The organism is Pseudomonas sp. ABFPK (genome assembly GCF_001586765.1).
Taxonomy (GTDB): domain Bacteria; phylum Pseudomonadota; class Gammaproteobacteria; order Pseudomonadales; family Pseudomonadaceae; genus Aquipseudomonas; species Aquipseudomonas asiatica.
The window spans coordinates 1-15995 of the sequence record NZ_LQXW01000038.1; the positions used below are offsets into that span (position 1 = coordinate 1).

Here is a 15995-nt window from a genome sequence, read left to right on the forward strand (position 1 = left end):
TTGTAGGAGCAGCCTTGTGCTGCGAAGAGGCCGGTACAAGCAACAGACAGGCTTTGTCAGTACCGGCCTCTTCGCAGCACAAGGCTGCTCCTACAGAACCTCGCCGAACCAATGAGTCATGTGTTGTGAGCTGGCTTGCCGGCGATGGGGCGCACGCGCCCCAAAAAACGGACCTGCGAGTCAACTCCAGTTCCCGCCCAGCCCAGAAACGGCGCGGGATGCAACGTGAAGCCCATTGGTCCGCGACTTGATGCCACTTCATATGCCAGCCGCGGATCAATCGGTTAGAATGCCCCCCCAATTCACCCCGATCCTTGAGGACCGCCATGTTCAGCCGTGATTTGACCATTGCCAAGTACGACGCCGAGCTCTTCGAAGCCATGCAGCAAGAAGCTCTGCGCCAGGAAGAGCATATCGAGCTGATCGCTTCGGAAAACTACACCAGCCCGGCAGTCATGGAGGCCCAGGGCTCGGTCCTGACCAACAAGTACGCCGAAGGCTACCCAGGCAAGCGCTACTACGGTGGTTGCGAGTACGTCGACGTCGTCGAGCAGCTGGCCATCGACCGTGCCAAGGAACTGTTCGGCGCCGACTACGCCAACGTCCAGCCGCACGCCGGCTCCCAGGCCAACGCCGCCGTCTACCTGGCCCTGCTGTCGGCCGGTGACACCATCCTGGGCATGAGCCTGGCCCACGGTGGCCACCTGACCCACGGTGCTTCGGTAAGCTCCTCGGGCAAGCTGTACAACGCCATCCAGTACGGCATCGACAGCAACGGCCTGATCGACTACGACGAAGTCGAGCGCCTGGCTGTCGAGCACAAGCCGAAGATGATCGTTGCCGGTTTCTCGGCCTACTCGCAGGTTCTGGACTTCGCCCGCTTCCGCGCCATCGCCGACAAGGTCGGTGCCTACCTGTTCGTCGACATGGCCCACGTTGCCGGCCTGGTTGCCGCTGGCGTGTACCCGAACCCTGTTCCGTTCGCCGACGTGGTCACCACCACCACCCACAAGACCCTGCGCGGCCCGCGCGGCGGCCTGATCCTCGCTCGCAAGAACGAAGAGATCGAGAAGAAGCTGAACTCCGCCGTCTTCCCTGGCGCCCAGGGTGGCCCGCTGGAGCACGTCATTGCTGCCAAGGCCATCTGCTTCAAGGAAGCCCTGCAGCCTGAGTTCAAGGCTTACCAGCAGCAGGTCGTGAAGAACGCCCAGGCCATGGCCAGCGTGTTCATCGAGCGTGGTTTCGACGTGGTTTCCGGTGGCACCCAGAACCACCTGTTCCTGCTGTCGCTGATCAAGCAGGAAATCTCCGGCAAGGACGCTGACGCCGCCCTGGGCAAAGCCTTCATCACCGTCAACAAGAACTCGGTACCGAACGACCCACGTTCCCCGTTCGTCACCTCGGGCCTGCGTTTCGGCACCCCAGCCGTTACCACCCGTGGTTTCAAGGAAGCCGAGTGCCGCGAGCTGGCTGGCTGGATCTGCGACATCCTGGCTGACCTGAACAACGAAGCGGTGATCGACGCCGTGCGTGAGAAGGTCAAGGCCATCTGCAAGAAGCTGCCGGTTTACGGCAACTGATTGGCGATTGCCTGACAGGAAAAAGCCCGGCCTAGTGCCGGGCTTTTTCGTTGTCGAGCCATAAGCAATTTTCAAGCACTGTCGCGATCCAGGTAGGAGCGGCCTTGTGTCGCGAAAGGACCGCAAAGCGGTCCCGGTTATCACGGTGGCGAAGCTGCAATCGTGGGGCCGCTATGCGCCCCTTTCGCGACACAAGGCCGCTCCTACAAAAAAACGCGACACCCTGCTGGTAGCGCGTATTACCCTGTGCCCCTTTGATACCCGCAAGCACAGGCCATACCTTGACCAGAGAGCAACTCGAAACCCACCAGGTCCCGATCTATTTCGTCGCCGTGCTCGCCGCCGTCACGTTCGGCCTGCTGACCAGCGACACTGCACAGCTCCTGGAGGCGCTGGTCACCCCCGCCATCGCCGTGCTGATGTACGCGATGTTCCTGCAGATCCCCTTCCTCGACTTGCGCCAGGGCCTGGGCAACCGCCGCTTCACTTCCGCCCTGCTGCTGGCCAACTTCGTCCTCGTGCCGCTACTGGTATGGGCCATCACCCGCGGGCTGGTCGAGCACCCGGCGATCCTCATCGGCGCGCTGCTGGTGTTGCTGACACCGTGCATCGATTACGTGGTGGTTTTCACCCACATCGGCAAAGGCGACTCCCGCCTGACCCTGGCTGCCACCCCTGTGCTGCTGTTGGTACAACTGGCAATGCTGCCGCTCTACCTGGCCCTGATGCTGGGTGACAACAGCAGCGTGGCCATCTCCATCACCCCGTTCGTGGAAGCCTTCGTGCTACTGATCGTGCTGCCGATGGCCCTCGCCGTACTCACCAGCGCCGGCGCCCGTCGCTCACGCACGGTCTCGACCTGGAACGACGCCTGGGCGTGGATGCCGGTACCGGCCATGGCTCTGGTGCTGGTGGTGGTCATCGCCTCGCAGATTGCCGTAGTACTGCGTGATTTCGACCGTTTGCTGCCGGTGATTCCGGTGTACATCGGCTTCATGCTGCTGGCGCCAGTGCTCGGGTTCGTTGCGGCGCGCTTGCTGCGCTTGCCGGTGACCGAGGCACGCTCGGTAACCTTCAGCGCCGCCACGCGCAATTCGCTGGTAGTGCTGCCGCTGGCGCTGGCGTTGCCGGAAGACATGCGCGGTTTGGCGGCGGCAGCTGTGATTACGCAGACATTGGTGGAACTGCTAGGCGAACTGGTCTACGTAAAGGCGATACCCCGGTTTGTGCGCTGACCCGGGGCGTCAGCCGCTTTGGGTCAGGAGCGCTCAGGGCACACGGCAAACACCTGTACCTCGACCAGGTAACCCTCTCCCAAGTCTGCGCCTACGCAAGCCCGTACTGGTTTCGGACAACCCTGCAACCAGGCGTCGTACACCTCATTGACCAGGTCGAAGTGGCTGTAGTCGGCAATCCATAACTGAACCCGGGTCAAATGTTCCTTGCCGACGTTGGCCTCAGCCATCAGCCCATCAATCGTACTCAACGCCTGGCGCAACTGCCCCTGCACATCCTGCTGCAGGTCGTCCGCGACCACGCCAGCCGTTTCGAACAGGCCCCTGTAGCTCACCGCCAGCGACATCCGTTCGCCTTGTCCATACCGTTCGATCATCAAGATTCCTCCTATTAGCCCATCTGGTTGAGGCAGACGACTTTGGGCTGGGTCATGTCCTCGTAGGCGAACCGCACCCCCTCGCGCCCAAGGCTCCCATATTTGGAGCCACCGAATGGCATGGCATCGAAGCGGTAGTCGGACGAGTCGTTGATCATCACGCCGCCCGCCTCAATACGCCGTGCCAGGCTCAACGCCAAGGACAGGTCTCGGGTAAACACACCAGCGTGCAAGCTGTACTCCGGGGCATTGGCCAGCGCAATGGCCTGCTCGATATCCTCGAAGGGCGCCAGCATCACCACCGGTGCGAACACCTCTTCACGCCACAGCCGGCTGGCGTGGTCAACACCCTCCAGCACCGTCGGCGAATAGGTCGCCCCCTGGCGCTTGTGGCCACAGAGCAGGCGAGCGCCGCCCTGAAGAGCCTGGCTCACGCGCTCTTCAATCTGCCGTGCCGAGCCTTCGGTGATCATCGGCCCCATGTCGGTTTCGCGCAGGCCAGGATCACCCACCACCATCGCCTGGGTCAAGGCAACGAAGCGCTGGCGGAACGCCTCATAGATCGAAGCGTCCACCAGGATGCGCTGGGTGCCGATGCAGTTCTGCCCGGCCGCCCAGAATGCGCCTGACACACAAGACTCGACAGTGGCCTCGAGGTCGCAGTCCTTCAGTACCAGCACCGGGGCGTTGCCCCCCAGGTCCATGGCCAGTTTTTTCAGGCCCGCCCCCCGGGCAATCTGTTCGCCCGTGGCGAAGCCGCCTGTGAAGGAAATCATCCGCACTTCACGCACAGCCACCAGGGCCTTGCCCAGTTCGGCACCGCCAGTGGCCACGGTGACGACGGCCTCTGGCAGCCCCGCGTCGACCAGGTACTGCACCAGCTTCAAGGCAGAAAGCGGGGCCAGCTCCGAGGGTTTGAGAATGACCGCATTGCCCCCGGCAATCGCTGGCCCCAACTTGTGCGCCACCAGGTTGAGCGGGTCGTTGTACGGCGTGATGGCCAGGATCAGCCCCAGCGGCTCGCGTGTGAACCAGCCCTGACGCGATTCGGAGCCTTCGTAGGCATCGAACGGCACCACCTCGCCGGCATTGCGCCGCGCTTCCTCGGCAGACAGCTTGAGCGTGTTGATGCAGCGTTTCACCTCCTTCTCGGCCTGACGCAGGGTCTTGCCCGCTTCGTCGACAATCAGGCCGGCAAAATCGGCTGCATCGCGCTCAATCAGCCGGGCCGCCTGCTCCAGGATGCTCGCGCGACGGTGCCGAGGCAGCGCAGCACTTTCGTGCACGCCCTGCCGAGCACGCACGAGCAGACCTGGCACGGCATCGGCAGCAAGGTTGGCGACGCTGCCGACCAGGCTACCGTCGAACGGGCTGTAGACATCGATCAAGGCGGGTTGCTGGACGGCTACCCGGGACACGGAAGTCAGGCTCATGAAGGTTGCTCCTCAGGCCGAGCGGCCAGCAGTGTGGATGGCGACGATATCCGACAACAGGGCGAATGCCGTTTCGACACGCCCCGCACCCGGACCGGACACGGTTACAGCGCCCAGCAATTCGGTGTTGAACGCAACCGCATTGGTGGCACCGGAAATACCCGCCAGAGGATGGTTGCCGGGCAACAGGCGCGCTTCGACGCTGGCACGCACCGAACCATCGGATTCACGGCTGGCACTGCCGATCAGTTTCCAGCGCTGGCCCGCCGCCTGCGCTTGCTGGATAGCAGCGCTATCGAGGCTGCTGATCCCGCTGCAGGTCACATCACTCACCTGCAAGCAAGCGCCGAGCAGCTCGTTGGCGAGGATCACCACTTTCAGGCGTACGTCATACCCCTCCACATCGGCGCTCGGGTCCGCCTCGGCATAGCCAAGTGCTTGCGCCTGGGCCACTGCATCGGCAAAACCGAGTCCCTCTTCCATACGCGTCAGCACATAGTTGGAGGTGCCGTTGAGGATGCCCTCGAACCCCACCAGGCCTGCGCCGGCCAACGTCTGGCGCGCCATGCGCAGCACCGGCGTACCGCTCATGACCGCGCCTTCGTACTCGAACGACACACCATTGGCCTTGGCCAGGGCCTTCAGCGCCGCAGCATGCAAGGCGATCGGCCCCTTGTTGGTAGTGACCACGTGCTTGCCAGCTTCCAGCGCCCAACGGCAGAAGGTTGCCGCCGGTTCACCGTCCTTGGGGTTGGTGAATGTGGCCTCGGCGATGATGTCGGCGCCGGACTGCTTGATCACCGATTCGTTGAACGCTTCAGCCGAACCTTGCGGGATCTGCGCCAGCGCCCCCTTCTGAGCAGGCAGAGCAGCCAGCGTGGCCGCATCCAGGCCGTTGCGGTCGATTGCCGAACCCAGGAACAGGTCGGTGACGCCAACGATCTTCAGGCCAAAGCCCAGCTCTTGCTGCCAGCGCGCATTGCGTTCGGCGATCAGTTGGGCCAGGGCACGGTTCACACCGCCAAAGCCAACAAGTGCAATTTTGTATTCGGTCATGGTTCGCTGTCCTTTCCAGGCGGTTGGTCGATAGGGACAAGCGTAAGAGCCGTGCAATGCCAGTTGAATATGGCAATCCGCTGTATTTACTGGCCAATCTGACCAGTAGCCGATGCACGCCTGAGCGCCGCCGGAATGCAAAACGCCGCCAGGGCGCAAACCCGGGCGGCGTTGTTGTAGCAATGGTTGCCAAAAGGCAAACGCGCGTCTCAGATCACCGAGGCCAGGACGAACGATGTCACGGTGTTCTCGACCCCTGGCATGGCGGCAATCTCCTTCCATACATGGTGCACCCGTTCCGGGCTGGAAGCCTCGACGCGCAGCAGCAGGTCGAATTCGCCGCTGAGCACTTCACACTGGATCACCTCGGGGATCTGGCGCAACGCATCGAGCACAGCCTCTCCGCGCATGCGGTCGTAGCGGTAGACGAAGATGACCGCGTTGATCAGCGAGGTCGGTCGTCGCCCCTCACCGATACGCAGGGTATAGCCCTGGATGGCCCCGTCACGCTCCAGGCGCTCGATGCGCTGGCGTACCGCATTACGCGACAGGTTCACCTTGAGCCCCAGTTCGGCATGGGCAATGCGTGCATTGGCGGTGAGTTCGGCGAGAATTCGCTCGTCCAGGGGGTCGAGGATGCGCTTCATCGTCCTGCCTGCAACCGGGCCAATATCTCATGAACCCCCGCCAGGTCCTCTGGCGCCAGCAGCGGCCCACTGCCCGCGCTGCCAACACCACAGGCCGGCACCTCGCCATGCCAGGCCCCAAGCTCCGCCAGCAACCCGGCAGACTTTTCCGGGGCAAACTGGCCCAGCGTGACGATCGGCGCACCAATGTTGCGCCGGTGCAGGCGCCCGGCGAATGCCCCGGTGGCAGCGTGTGGGTCTACTGCGCAGCCGGTTTCCTGGAACAGCGTGACGATTTCTTCGCGAATGAGCGCGTCATCCACGGCGTAGGAGTCGAACAGCATGCGCGCGTGCAGCCACTGGCGGTTGCCGATGCTCAACTCGCCACAATCCTCGAAATGCTCCATCAGTGCCCGGGTCGCCCCACCATCGCGGTCATACAGCTCCCAGACGAAACGTTCCAGGTTGGAGAACAGCGAAAAGTCCATGACCGGCGACAAGGTCTGGCTGGTGGAACCACGGCTGTAGCGATTGCAGTGGATGAACCGGTGCAAGGCATCGTTGCGGTTGGTGGAAACAATGATCTGGTTGATCGGCAGGCCCATTTTCTGGGCAATGAACCCCGCGTAGATCTCGGCAAAACTGGCCGTGGGGATGCTGAAACCCACCGGCCGAATCCCACCACCCAGCTGAAGCGCCGCGTGGAAATAGAACACGATCTGCGCCAGCACGCCGACCCAGTTGGTCGAGTTGAAGCTCACGGGAATCAGCCCGGGGCACGGCCATGCACGCAGCAGCGTCGACACCAGTGACTGGCAGTCATCGAAGCTGCCGTCCACGGCCACGCAGCTCACGCTTTCGGAAGCGGCACTGCGCATCACCGCAGCCCGGTCGGCCGGTGTCCCGGCACTGGGGTAAAGCGCCAGCAAGCGTGCCGTAGGGCAATGCCGCAAGGCTTCGATAGCGGCCACCGCCGTATCGCCGTTGCTGGCACCGACCAGCATGACCCGTTCGCAATCGGGGCCCAGGAAATGGCGGATGAGCCGCGCCTGCAACTGCGCGGCGAAATCCTTGGAAGACCGGGTAGGCCCGTGAAACAGCTGCAGGATCCATTCGTTATGGCCAATCTGCTGCAACGGTGCGATGCCACGGTGCTTGAAGCCGCGGTAGCTGTCGCTTACCAGCGCCCTCAGGGTCGGCTCATCGAGCGTGTCGCCGACAAACGGCGCCATTACCCGCCAGGCCAGTTCGTCGAACGGCAACCACGACCAACTGGCAATATCCTGCTGACGGAACGTCGGCACCGCAGTCGGCACGTACAGCCCGCCATCGTCGGCCAGCCCGGAAAGCAGCGCCGTGCGGAAATCAACCCGTGTCTCGTTGCCGCGCGTGGATGTGTACTGCATCGGTGCTCCAGGTAAATATTTGATTAACGGTGGGCCATCGCCACCAACCAGTGGCTGAACGCTTGGGCATCCGTGGACAACGCCTCACCCAGGCCACGTACCAGGTAAAACGACTCGCTCGCCTCGATGCGCTGCGCAAAAGGCGCCACCAGCCGCCCCTCCTGCAGCAAGTCCTCGACCAGCGACGAGCGCGCCAGTGCCACCCCAAGCCCCAGTTCCGCCATGCGCAAGGTCGCCACCAAAGTGTCGAACTGCAGGCCGCTGGAAGAATCGACCTGATCGGCGCCTACCCGCTCCAGCCAGTAACCCCACCCCTCCTCGTAACCCAGCACGTGCAGCAAAGGGACGCGGGCCAGGTCGCGCGGCTCGCGTAGCGGGGAGCCGGCAATCAGCGCAGGCGAGCAGACTGGCACCAGCAGGTCGCGGGTCAAGCGCTGCGCCTCCACGCCAGCCCACTGGCCGCTGCCCCAGCGGATTTCCAGGTCATCCTCTGCATCCAGTTCCTTGACCCACAGGTTGCTGATGTAGCGGATGTCCACCTGTGGGTGCGAACGGCGAAAATCGGCCAGGCGGGGCGCCAGCCAGAAATGCAGGAACGACAGGCTGCCGCGCACTTTCAGGGGCCGACGCTGGCGTTGCCCGAAAATTTCATTGGTGCCTACCGCCAGGCGGCTTATCGCATCCTGCACCACCGGCAGGTAGGACTGGCCTTCTTCGGTCAACCCCAGCCCCCGGGGCAGGCGCTTGAACAGCGCCACCCCCAACTGGCTCTCCAGGTGGCGGATCTGCTGGCTCACGGCCCCTTGGGTGAGGTGCAGTTCCTCGGCTGCATGGGTGAAGTTCAGGTAACGCGCCGACACTTCGAAGGCTCTGAGCCAGTTCAAGGGGGGCAGGGTTTTCTGGGTCATCGGCGGTTTCTCGTGGCAACGTTCCGGTGCCCTAGTATCACCCTGCTCTGGCGGCCTCGGAACCTGTTGCCAAGGCTTCCGGTTGCAGCGGGCGACGGTCGCGGTACTTGCGGGTCAGCCAGTAGGCCAGGTAACACCAGGCGATAAATGGAAGACCAAAGTACAGGGCCACGCGCTGGGCCGGGTCGAAGGCAATGCCGACGCAGGCCAGCACGCAGCAGAAGATGGCCGCCAGCGGCACGAACGGGTAGCCGCGCACGCGGAACTTGAGGTCTTCGAGCTTGCCGCCATTGGCGATGTAATGGCGACGGAACGCCATCTGGCTGGCCGCGATGCTGATCCACACCACCACCACCGCCAACCCGGAAATGGACACAAGCGCCAGGTAGATAGTGTCAGGGGCAAACACACTGCTCAGCAGCGAAGCCATGCCACCGGCCATGCTCAGGACGATGGCATTGAACGGCGTGCCACGACGCGACAGCGCCGCATACCGGCGGGGCATGTTGCCTTGGTCGCTGAGGGTCCACAGCATGCGCGCCGCAGCATAGAGCCCGGAATTGGCTGCCGACAGCAACGCAGTGATGATGACGAAGTTCATGATGTCTGCGGCATAGGGGATACCGATCATGGCAAACACCATCACGAACGGGCTTTCAACCAACCCTGCCTGTTCACGTGGCAACAAGGTTGCCAGCACGAAGATGGTACCGACGAAGAACAGTGCCAGGCGCAGGACCGTGGTACGGATGGCCTTGGGTACGTTCTTTTCCGGGTCGCGGGTTTCGCCGGCGGCGATGCCGATCAACTCGGTACCCGAGAACGCGAAGGCCACCGCCAGCAGGGTCATGGCGATCGACCAGAAGCCCGTAGGGAACAGCCCCTCGCGGGTGAAGTTGCCCAGCCCGACACTGTGCGCCTGGGTAATTTCGAAAACGCCCAGGATCGCGCCGCCGCCCACCACCAGGAAGGCAATCACCGCCAGCACCTTGATCAGTGACAACCAGAATTCGGTTTCGGCAAACGACCGCACCGAAATGATATTGCTGATGAACACCGCAAACCCGAACAGCGCACTCCATATCCACACCGGCGTATCGGGGAACCAGCGCACCATCAGGATACCGGCGGCGGTGAATTCCGAGCCGATGGCCACGGTCCAGGTCAGCCAGTACATCCAGGCCACCATGTAGCCTGTTCCCGGCCCGAGGTAGCGCGTGGCGTAACTGCTGAACGAGCCGACTTCCGGCATGTGTACCGCCAGTTCGCCCAGGCACATCATCACCAGGTAGACCATGATCGCGCCGAGGATATAGGCGATGACCGCCCCCAGCGGGCCCGCCTGGTTGACGGTGTAGCCCGACGTCAGGAACAGGCCGGTACCGATGACACCGCCCAGCGCCAGCATGACGATATGGCGGGTTTGCATATCCTGCTTGAAGCTATGCGTCGAAGCATTTCTCGTTGTCGTTGTCTGCAGGGACATTGTGGTTTACTCATGAAAGTTGGCGGGCAAGGACGTTGCAACGACCTCGTCTTGGCAGAGCGAAGCGAATTGCCTTGCATATTGTTTTTGTTCGACTTCATGAAGTGGCACCCACCGCAAGGAGCGGGTGCTACACGCCTGCCTCAGGCCTGTGCTTCGGCCAGGCAGGCGTCTTCGTCACCGTGCAATTCCTTTGCTGCGGCCAACTCCTGGCGCACCGATGCACAGGCCTGTGCCAGGTCTGCCAGCAGGTCCTCGGTGTCCTCGATGCCCACCGAAATGCGCACCAGCCCTTCGGAAATGCCCAGGGCCAGCCGTTCTTCGAGGGTGTTTTCCACATGGCTGGTTGTACGCGCCGGGCCGTAGATGGTTTCTACCGCGCCCAGGTTGCCCGCCCGATGGGCGTACTTCAGGCGCGGCAGCAGCCGCGCTACGGTGGGCATGCCACCTTTGAGCACGAAGCTGACAATGGCGCCGAAGCCACGCATCTGCGCTTTGGCAATCTCATGGCCCGGGTGCTGGGGCAACCCCGGGTAGTTGACCGCTTCGACCAGCGGTTCGGTAGTCAGGTAATGCGCCAGGGCCTGGGCACTGGTCTGTTGCTGACGCAGGCGCAGGGCCAGGGTCTTGATACCGCGGATGATCAGGTAGGCGGAAAACGGGTCCAGCGCCGCACCGTTGATCTCGCGGTAGTGGCGCACCTGGGCCATCAACGACTCGGCACCGCACACCACCCCGCCCAGTACATCACCGTGCCCGGACAGGAATTTGGTGGCACTGTGCACCACTACATCCACGCCCAGGGCCAGCGGGTTCTGGTTCAGCGGGGTGGCGAAGGTGTTGTCGGCCACCACCACGGCGCCAGCCTTCCGGGCGGCAGCGCTCAGGCGCTGGATGTCCAGTACCTTGAGGGTGGGGTTGGTAGGGGTTTCCAGATACAGCAGGTCGCAACCCGCGGCGATCTCGCGCTCCAGCGCTTCGGTGTCGAGGGTGTCGCACAGGCAGACCTGCACGCCCATGCGCGGCAGGAACTCTTCGAAGATCTTGTTGGTACCGCCGTAACTGTCACGGGTCGATACCACACGCTTGCCGCTTGAGAGGAAGGTATGCAGCACGGCACTGATGGCAGCCATGCCGCTGCTGAATGCCACCGCCGACTCGGACTGTTCCAGCTCGCAGAGCTTGGCTTCCAGGGTAGCGACTGTCGGGTTGCTCATGCGGCTGTAGATGTAGCCGGGCAGCTTGCCCTGCGCCACGTCGTACCAGGCATCGATGTCGTTGTAGCCGTAGGCGGCACTGACCACGATCGGGGTCTGGGTAGCGTTGTACGGATGCTGAACCTGCTCCCCGCTCCACACCACACGCGTACCGATACCGGCCGCTGCATTGCCCTCGAATTTCTCGTTCTTGTTCATATCCGGTTCCCGCACCGCTGAGTTGTGTACACCGATTCGGCATCGGCTTTCAGCGGACTATAGGGGCATGGCGGGGGGACTGAAAAACGATGGAATCCGGGTCTGAGTAACGTTTTTTTTAATGGCTGGGGCCGAGCGGGTGCGGAAGCCGCCCTGCCCCTTCAAGGCTTTACGCCAGGTTGCGTTTCAGCTCGGCGATATGCTCCGGGCCAATGCCACAGCAGCCACCGATCATGCTGGCACCCCGTTCACGCCAGTCGCTGGCCCATGCCAGGTAACCCGGCGGGTCAAGGTCTTCGCGCAGCTCATCCAGGCCGTCGTTGGCGGTGGCTTCCTTTGGCTGTGGCGGGAAGGCGTTGGCATAGGCGCCAATGGCGATGTCGGCGTTGTGTCGCTCGATTACCGAGCGCGCTACATCCAGTGCAGCGCCAATGACCTCGGGCTGGCTGCAGTTGAACAGCACGGCCGCCGCGCCCAGGCCGACCACGGCTTCGATGGCATCGGCCACTGGCTCGCCGGAGCGCAGGCGTGGCACCTCGTCGACCTCTTCGTCCTGCAGGGTGAACGACACCCAGAACGGCCTGCCGTCTGCCGGCAATTGGCCGTGAATGGCTCGCACCTCGGCAACCGAGCTCTGGGTTTCGGCCAGCCACAAGTCAACATGCGGGGCCAGGCCCTGCAGCAACGGGGCCAGCACCTCCTCGACGCGCTCGGGCTGGAACAGGTCCGGGCGATAGGAGCCGAACAGCGGCGGCAGCGAGCCCGCCACCTTGACCGGGTGTGCTGCGGTATCGGCGGCATGCCGCGCCAGCTGGCCTGCGATATTGGCCAGTTGTCGGCCTTCCTTTGCAAAACGCTCTTCGCCGATGTGGAACGGCACCACCGCATAGCTGTTGCTGGTAATGACCTGGGCACCGGCAGCGATGAAAGCTGCGTGCACACCAACCACCGCTTCCGGCGCCTCGCTCAGCGCCAGCGCCGACCACTCGGGCTGACGAAACGGCGCCCCACTGCGCTGCAGCTCACGGCCCATGCCACCGTCGAGAATTACCATCGCTCGCTGTTTCATATAACTACTCTAAAGGTGCTTATGAATAAAATTCATTATGTAGGTGACATTTATAACTATTAAATACCGCTTCCTATAATTGGCCAACATTTCAGGTATGTCCATGCGATTTTCTACTGTGCTCGGTGCGGGCCTTGTGCTGCTCGCAACTGCTTCCCAGGCCTTTGCCGGTGCCACGCTGGAGCGGGTTGAATCGCGCAAGGAACTGGTCAACGTTTTGATGGAAAGCTACCCACCGTTTTCCTTCCTCAATGACCAAAACCAGCTGGACGGTTTCGACGTGGATGTGGCCAAGGCCGTGGCGGACAAGCTCGGCGTCAAGCTGCGCCTGGAAACCCCTTCGTGGGACGTGATCGCCGCAGGCCGCTGGAGCGGCCGCTACGACATCTGCATCTGCTCGATGACCCCGAGCAAGGCCCGCGCCGAAGTGTTCGACTTCCCGGTGGAGTACTACGCATCGCCTGCGGTGATCGTGGTCAACGCCAAGGATGAGCGCATCCATGGCGCCAAGGACCTGGAAGGCCGCAAGGTAGGCCTGACCAGTGCATCGAGCTACGAGAGCTACCTGAACAAGAACCTGGTGATCGAAGGCGACGAAGACAAGAAGATCGAATACCCCTTCGATTTCGTGCAGATCGCGCCCTACGACACCGACAACGTCGCCTTCCAGGACCTTGGCCTGGGTGCCGGCGTACGCCTGGACGCCATCCTCACCAACCTGGTGACCGCGCAGCCGCGCCTGGATCAGGACAAGCGCTTCAAACTGGCAGGTGCCCCGCTGTATGAAGAGCCGAACTCGGTGGCCATCGAGAAGGGCGACCCCGAGTGGGATGCCAAGGTGCGCCAGGTGTTTGCCGAGTTGAAGGCTGACGGCACCCTGGCCAAGCTGTCGCAGAAATGGATTGGCGCCGATATCAGCAAATGAGCACCTTCCCCTCCTCCCCCAAGCCCGTGGCCAAGCCCACGGGTGCCGGCCTGTTCGGCTTTCGCACCCGGCTGCTGCTGACCTGGCTGGCGCTGTTTGGCCTGTTCGTCGCGTTTTTCCTCAGTTTCGATCTGAAGTTCTCGATCATCCTGGAGAAGTTTCCGAACCTCGCCGGGTTCAAGCTGGGGCCAAACGGCTTTCTGCAAGGCGCGGCACTGACCCTGTTCCTGTGCCTGTGCTCGATGGTGGTGTCGGTGCTGTTCGGCTTCGCCGCCGCGCTGGCGCGGTTGTCGAACAGCGCGGTGCTGGTGGGTGTCGCCAGCTTCTACACCTCGTTCTTCCGCGGCACACCCCTGCTGATCCAGATTCTGCTGATCTACCTGGGGCTGCCACAGCTGGGCCTGGTACCTGGCGCCATCAGCGCCGGCATCATCGCCTTGTCGCTGAACTACGGGGCCTACCTGAGCGAAATCTTCCGCGCCGGCATCCTCGGCGTCGCGCGCGGGCAACGTGAAGCGGCACTGGCGCTGGGCATGCGCACGCCGCAGATCTTCTGGCATATCGTCCTGCCCCAGGCCATGCGGGTGATCATTCCGCCTACCGCCAACCAGTTCATCTCGATGCTCAAGGATTCATCGCTGATATCGGTGATGGGGGTATGGGAGGTGATGTTCCTGGCGCAGTCGTACGGGCGGTCGAGCTATCGATACCTGGAGATGCTGACCACGGCGGCGGTGATCTACTGGGTGCTGTCGATCCTGCTCGAGCTGGTGCAGGCGCGGCTGGAGCGGCATTTTGGCAAGGCTTACCAGCGCTAGGGGCCAGGCTGGGTTGGCAGCCCCCCCTTATTGAACTGCACGTAGACTCATTGAATTAGCAGGGACACTGTGGGAGCGGCTTTAGCCGCGAACACCGGCGCAGCCGGTGCCATGCACCGCGTTGGATTCTTCGCGGCTAAAGCCACTCCCACAGCGTTACAGCGCCTTCATTTCAGCAATATCCCGCGCCACCTGATCAGCCGATTGGTCAAACATCGCCTGCTCCTGCGCATCCAGCGGCAACTCGATCACCCGCGCCAGCCCCTCCTCTGCCAGCACGCAGGGCACACCCATGGCAATATCCGTGCGCCCGTACTCGCCTTCCAGGATCGCCACCGCCGGCAAGATGCGGTTTCGCCCGTTGGCGATCGCATCGACCATCTGCGCAATCGCCACGCCCGGCGCATCGCAGGCGCTGCCCAGCTTCTTCAGCCCCAGGATCTCGCCACCACCCTTGCGGGTGCGCTCGACGATCTGCTGGATCTGCTCACTGGACAGGAAGTGCGACAACGGCACCGAACCGATCTGGCAGTAGCGCATCAGCGGCACCATGCTGTCGCCATGCCCGCCCAGGACCAGCGCCGTGATATCCCGGGCAGAGAACCCGGTCTGCTCGGCGATGAAACACTTCATGCGTGCGGTATCCAGCACCCCCGCCTGGCCGAACACCTTGGTGCGCCCCTGCCCGCTCAGGCTCCAGGCGCGATAGGTGAGCACATCGACCGGGTTCGACACCACCAGCACGGTCGCAGTTGGTGCATGCAGCTTGATGTCGGCCATGATGCCGTCGAGGATTGGCAGGTTGATACTCAGTACATCCTGACGCGACTGCCCCGGCTTGCGCGGCACGCCTGCGGTGATGACCACCAGTTCAGAGCCGTCCAGCATTTCAGCCTTTGCCCCGCCGTGAACCCGGGTATCGGAACCCGACTCGACTGCCGCCTGCCACACATCCAGCGCCTTGCCTTGCGCCATCTCGCCCTGCACATCCATCAACACCAGCTCACGGCACAACTCTTCCCGAGCGATGATCTGCGCCGCCGCCTCGCCGACCATGCCGGCACCCACGATTGTCAGTTTGTTCACACGACACCTCCCAGCGGCGCGCGCCACCAGGAACACGCCTGCAATACAGAGAAGTATCGCCTGCTGAGGCGAAAAGACCACACAAAGGCAAATGGAAGCGGTACGCGTACCCCGTGGGAGCGGCTTTAACCGCGAAGAATCCAACGCGTTGCCTGGCACCGGCTGCGCCGGTGTTCGCGGCTAAAGCCGCTCCCACAAGGACCGCGCCACCTTCGAGTGCAGTGCAGTACCTGTGGGAGCGGCTTTAACCGCGAAGAATCCAACGCGTTGCCTGGCACCGGCTGCGCCGGTAATCGCGGCTAAAGCCGCTCCCACAAGGACCGCGCCACCTTCGAGTGCAGTGCAGTACCTGTGGGAGCGGCTTTAACCGCGAAGAATCCAACGCGTTGCCTGGCACCGGCTGCGCCGGTATTCGCGGCTAAAGCCGCTCCCACAAGGACCGCGCCACCTTCGAGTGCAGTGCAGTACCTGTGGGAGCGGCTTTAGCCGCGAAAAGGCCGGTGCAGGCTGGCCTAGAACTCGAAGGTACTGGACAAGCTCAACTGCCGCGCATCGCCAATGGCCACAAAGTACTG

General features: G+C 62.9%; 14 protein-coding genes. 4 read left to right on the forward strand and 10 right to left on the reverse strand.

The annotated features are described in order from the left end of the window. Positions 1-326 precede the first annotated feature (326 nt). Both glyA and WM94_RS21190 read left to right on the forward strand, forming a co-directional pair. Positions 327-1580: a serine hydroxymethyltransferase gene (gene glyA / locus WM94_RS21185; RefSeq protein WP_003256308.1), complete on the forward strand. Its 1254-nt coding sequence runs from the start codon at positions 327-329 to the stop codon at positions 1578-1580. Positions 1581-1861: 281 nt separating this feature from the next. Beyond that, on the forward strand, positions 1862-2815 hold the full coding sequence (locus WM94_RS21190; protein WP_061552060.1) for an arsenic resistance protein: 954 nt from the start codon (positions 1862-1864) through the stop codon (positions 2813-2815). Between the two features lie 23 nt (positions 2816-2838). On the opposite strand, the gene WM94_RS21195 is transcribed toward WM94_RS21190, so the two are convergent. From WM94_RS21195 to WM94_RS21235, 9 genes are all read right to left on the reverse strand, one after another. Next, a complete protein-coding gene (locus WM94_RS21195; RefSeq protein ID WP_049866930.1) occupies positions 2839-3162 on the reverse strand; it encodes a RidA family protein in 324 nt (107 codons plus the stop codon). A gap of 44 nt (positions 3163-3206) precedes the next feature. Beyond that, a complete protein-coding gene (locus tag WM94_RS21200) occupies positions 3207-4625 on the reverse strand; it encodes an aldehyde dehydrogenase family protein (RefSeq protein WP_061552061.1) in 1419 nt (472 codons plus the stop codon). A 12-nt stretch (positions 4626-4637) separates the two neighbouring features. Then, on the reverse strand, positions 4638-5681 hold the full coding sequence (locus tag WM94_RS21205; protein WP_061552062.1) for a homoserine dehydrogenase: 1044 nt from the start codon (positions 5679-5681) through the stop codon (positions 4638-4640). A 209-nt stretch (positions 5682-5890) separates the two neighbouring features. Next, a complete protein-coding gene (locus WM94_RS21210; protein WP_013970805.1) occupies positions 5891-6328 on the reverse strand; it encodes an Lrp/AsnC family transcriptional regulator in 438 nt (145 codons plus the stop codon). Next, positions 6325-7713, reverse strand: a complete 1389-nt coding sequence (locus WM94_RS21215; protein WP_061552063.1) for a threonine synthase — start codon at positions 7711-7713, stop codon at positions 6325-6327. Before WM94_RS21215 ends, WM94_RS21210 begins: the two co-directional genes overlap by 4 nt. Before the next feature lie 23 nt (positions 7714-7736). Continuing rightward, positions 7737-8621 (reverse strand): LysR substrate-binding domain-containing protein, encoded by an 885-nt coding sequence (locus tag WM94_RS21220; RefSeq protein WP_013970803.1) that lies wholly within the window; start codon positions 8619-8621, stop codon positions 7737-7739. Between the two features lie 37 nt (positions 8622-8658). Beyond that, the gene (locus WM94_RS21225; protein ID WP_024086232.1) at positions 8659-10107 is read right to left on the reverse strand and encodes an amino acid permease; all 1449 of its coding nucleotides are present in this window, start codon (positions 10105-10107) and stop codon (positions 8659-8661) included. 143 nt (positions 10108-10250) lie between these two features. Next, entirely contained in the window at positions 10251-11522 is a 1272-nt protein-coding gene (locus WM94_RS21230; RefSeq protein ID WP_013970801.1) for a cystathionine gamma-synthase family protein, read from the reverse strand. Positions 11523-11691: 169 nt separating this feature from the next. Next, positions 11692-12576, reverse strand: coding sequence for a homocysteine S-methyltransferase family protein (locus WM94_RS21235; RefSeq protein ID WP_013970800.1), 885 nt, complete (start codon positions 12574-12576; stop codon positions 11692-11694). A 118-nt stretch (positions 12577-12694) separates the two neighbouring features. On the opposite strand from WM94_RS21235, the gene WM94_RS21240 reads away from it, so the two are divergent. Together WM94_RS21240 and WM94_RS21245 are read left to right on the forward strand one after the other, a co-directional pair. Further along, positions 12695-13516: an ABC transporter substrate-binding protein gene (locus tag WM94_RS21240; protein ID WP_003256303.1), complete on the forward strand. Its 822-nt coding sequence runs from the start codon at positions 12695-12697 to the stop codon at positions 13514-13516. Then, entirely contained in the window at positions 13513-14334 is an 822-nt protein-coding gene (locus tag WM94_RS21245; RefSeq protein WP_039614384.1) for an amino acid ABC transporter permease, read from the forward strand. The genes WM94_RS21240 and WM94_RS21245 overlap by 4 nt, the downstream gene beginning before the upstream one ends. A gap of 156 nt (positions 14335-14490) precedes the next feature. Here WM94_RS21245 and WM94_RS21250 read toward each other — a convergent pair whose 3' ends face one another. After that, on the reverse strand, positions 14491-15420 hold the full coding sequence (locus WM94_RS21250) for a malate dehydrogenase (protein WP_061552064.1): 930 nt from the start codon (positions 15418-15420) through the stop codon (positions 14491-14493). Positions 15421-15995: the final 575 nt, after the last annotated feature.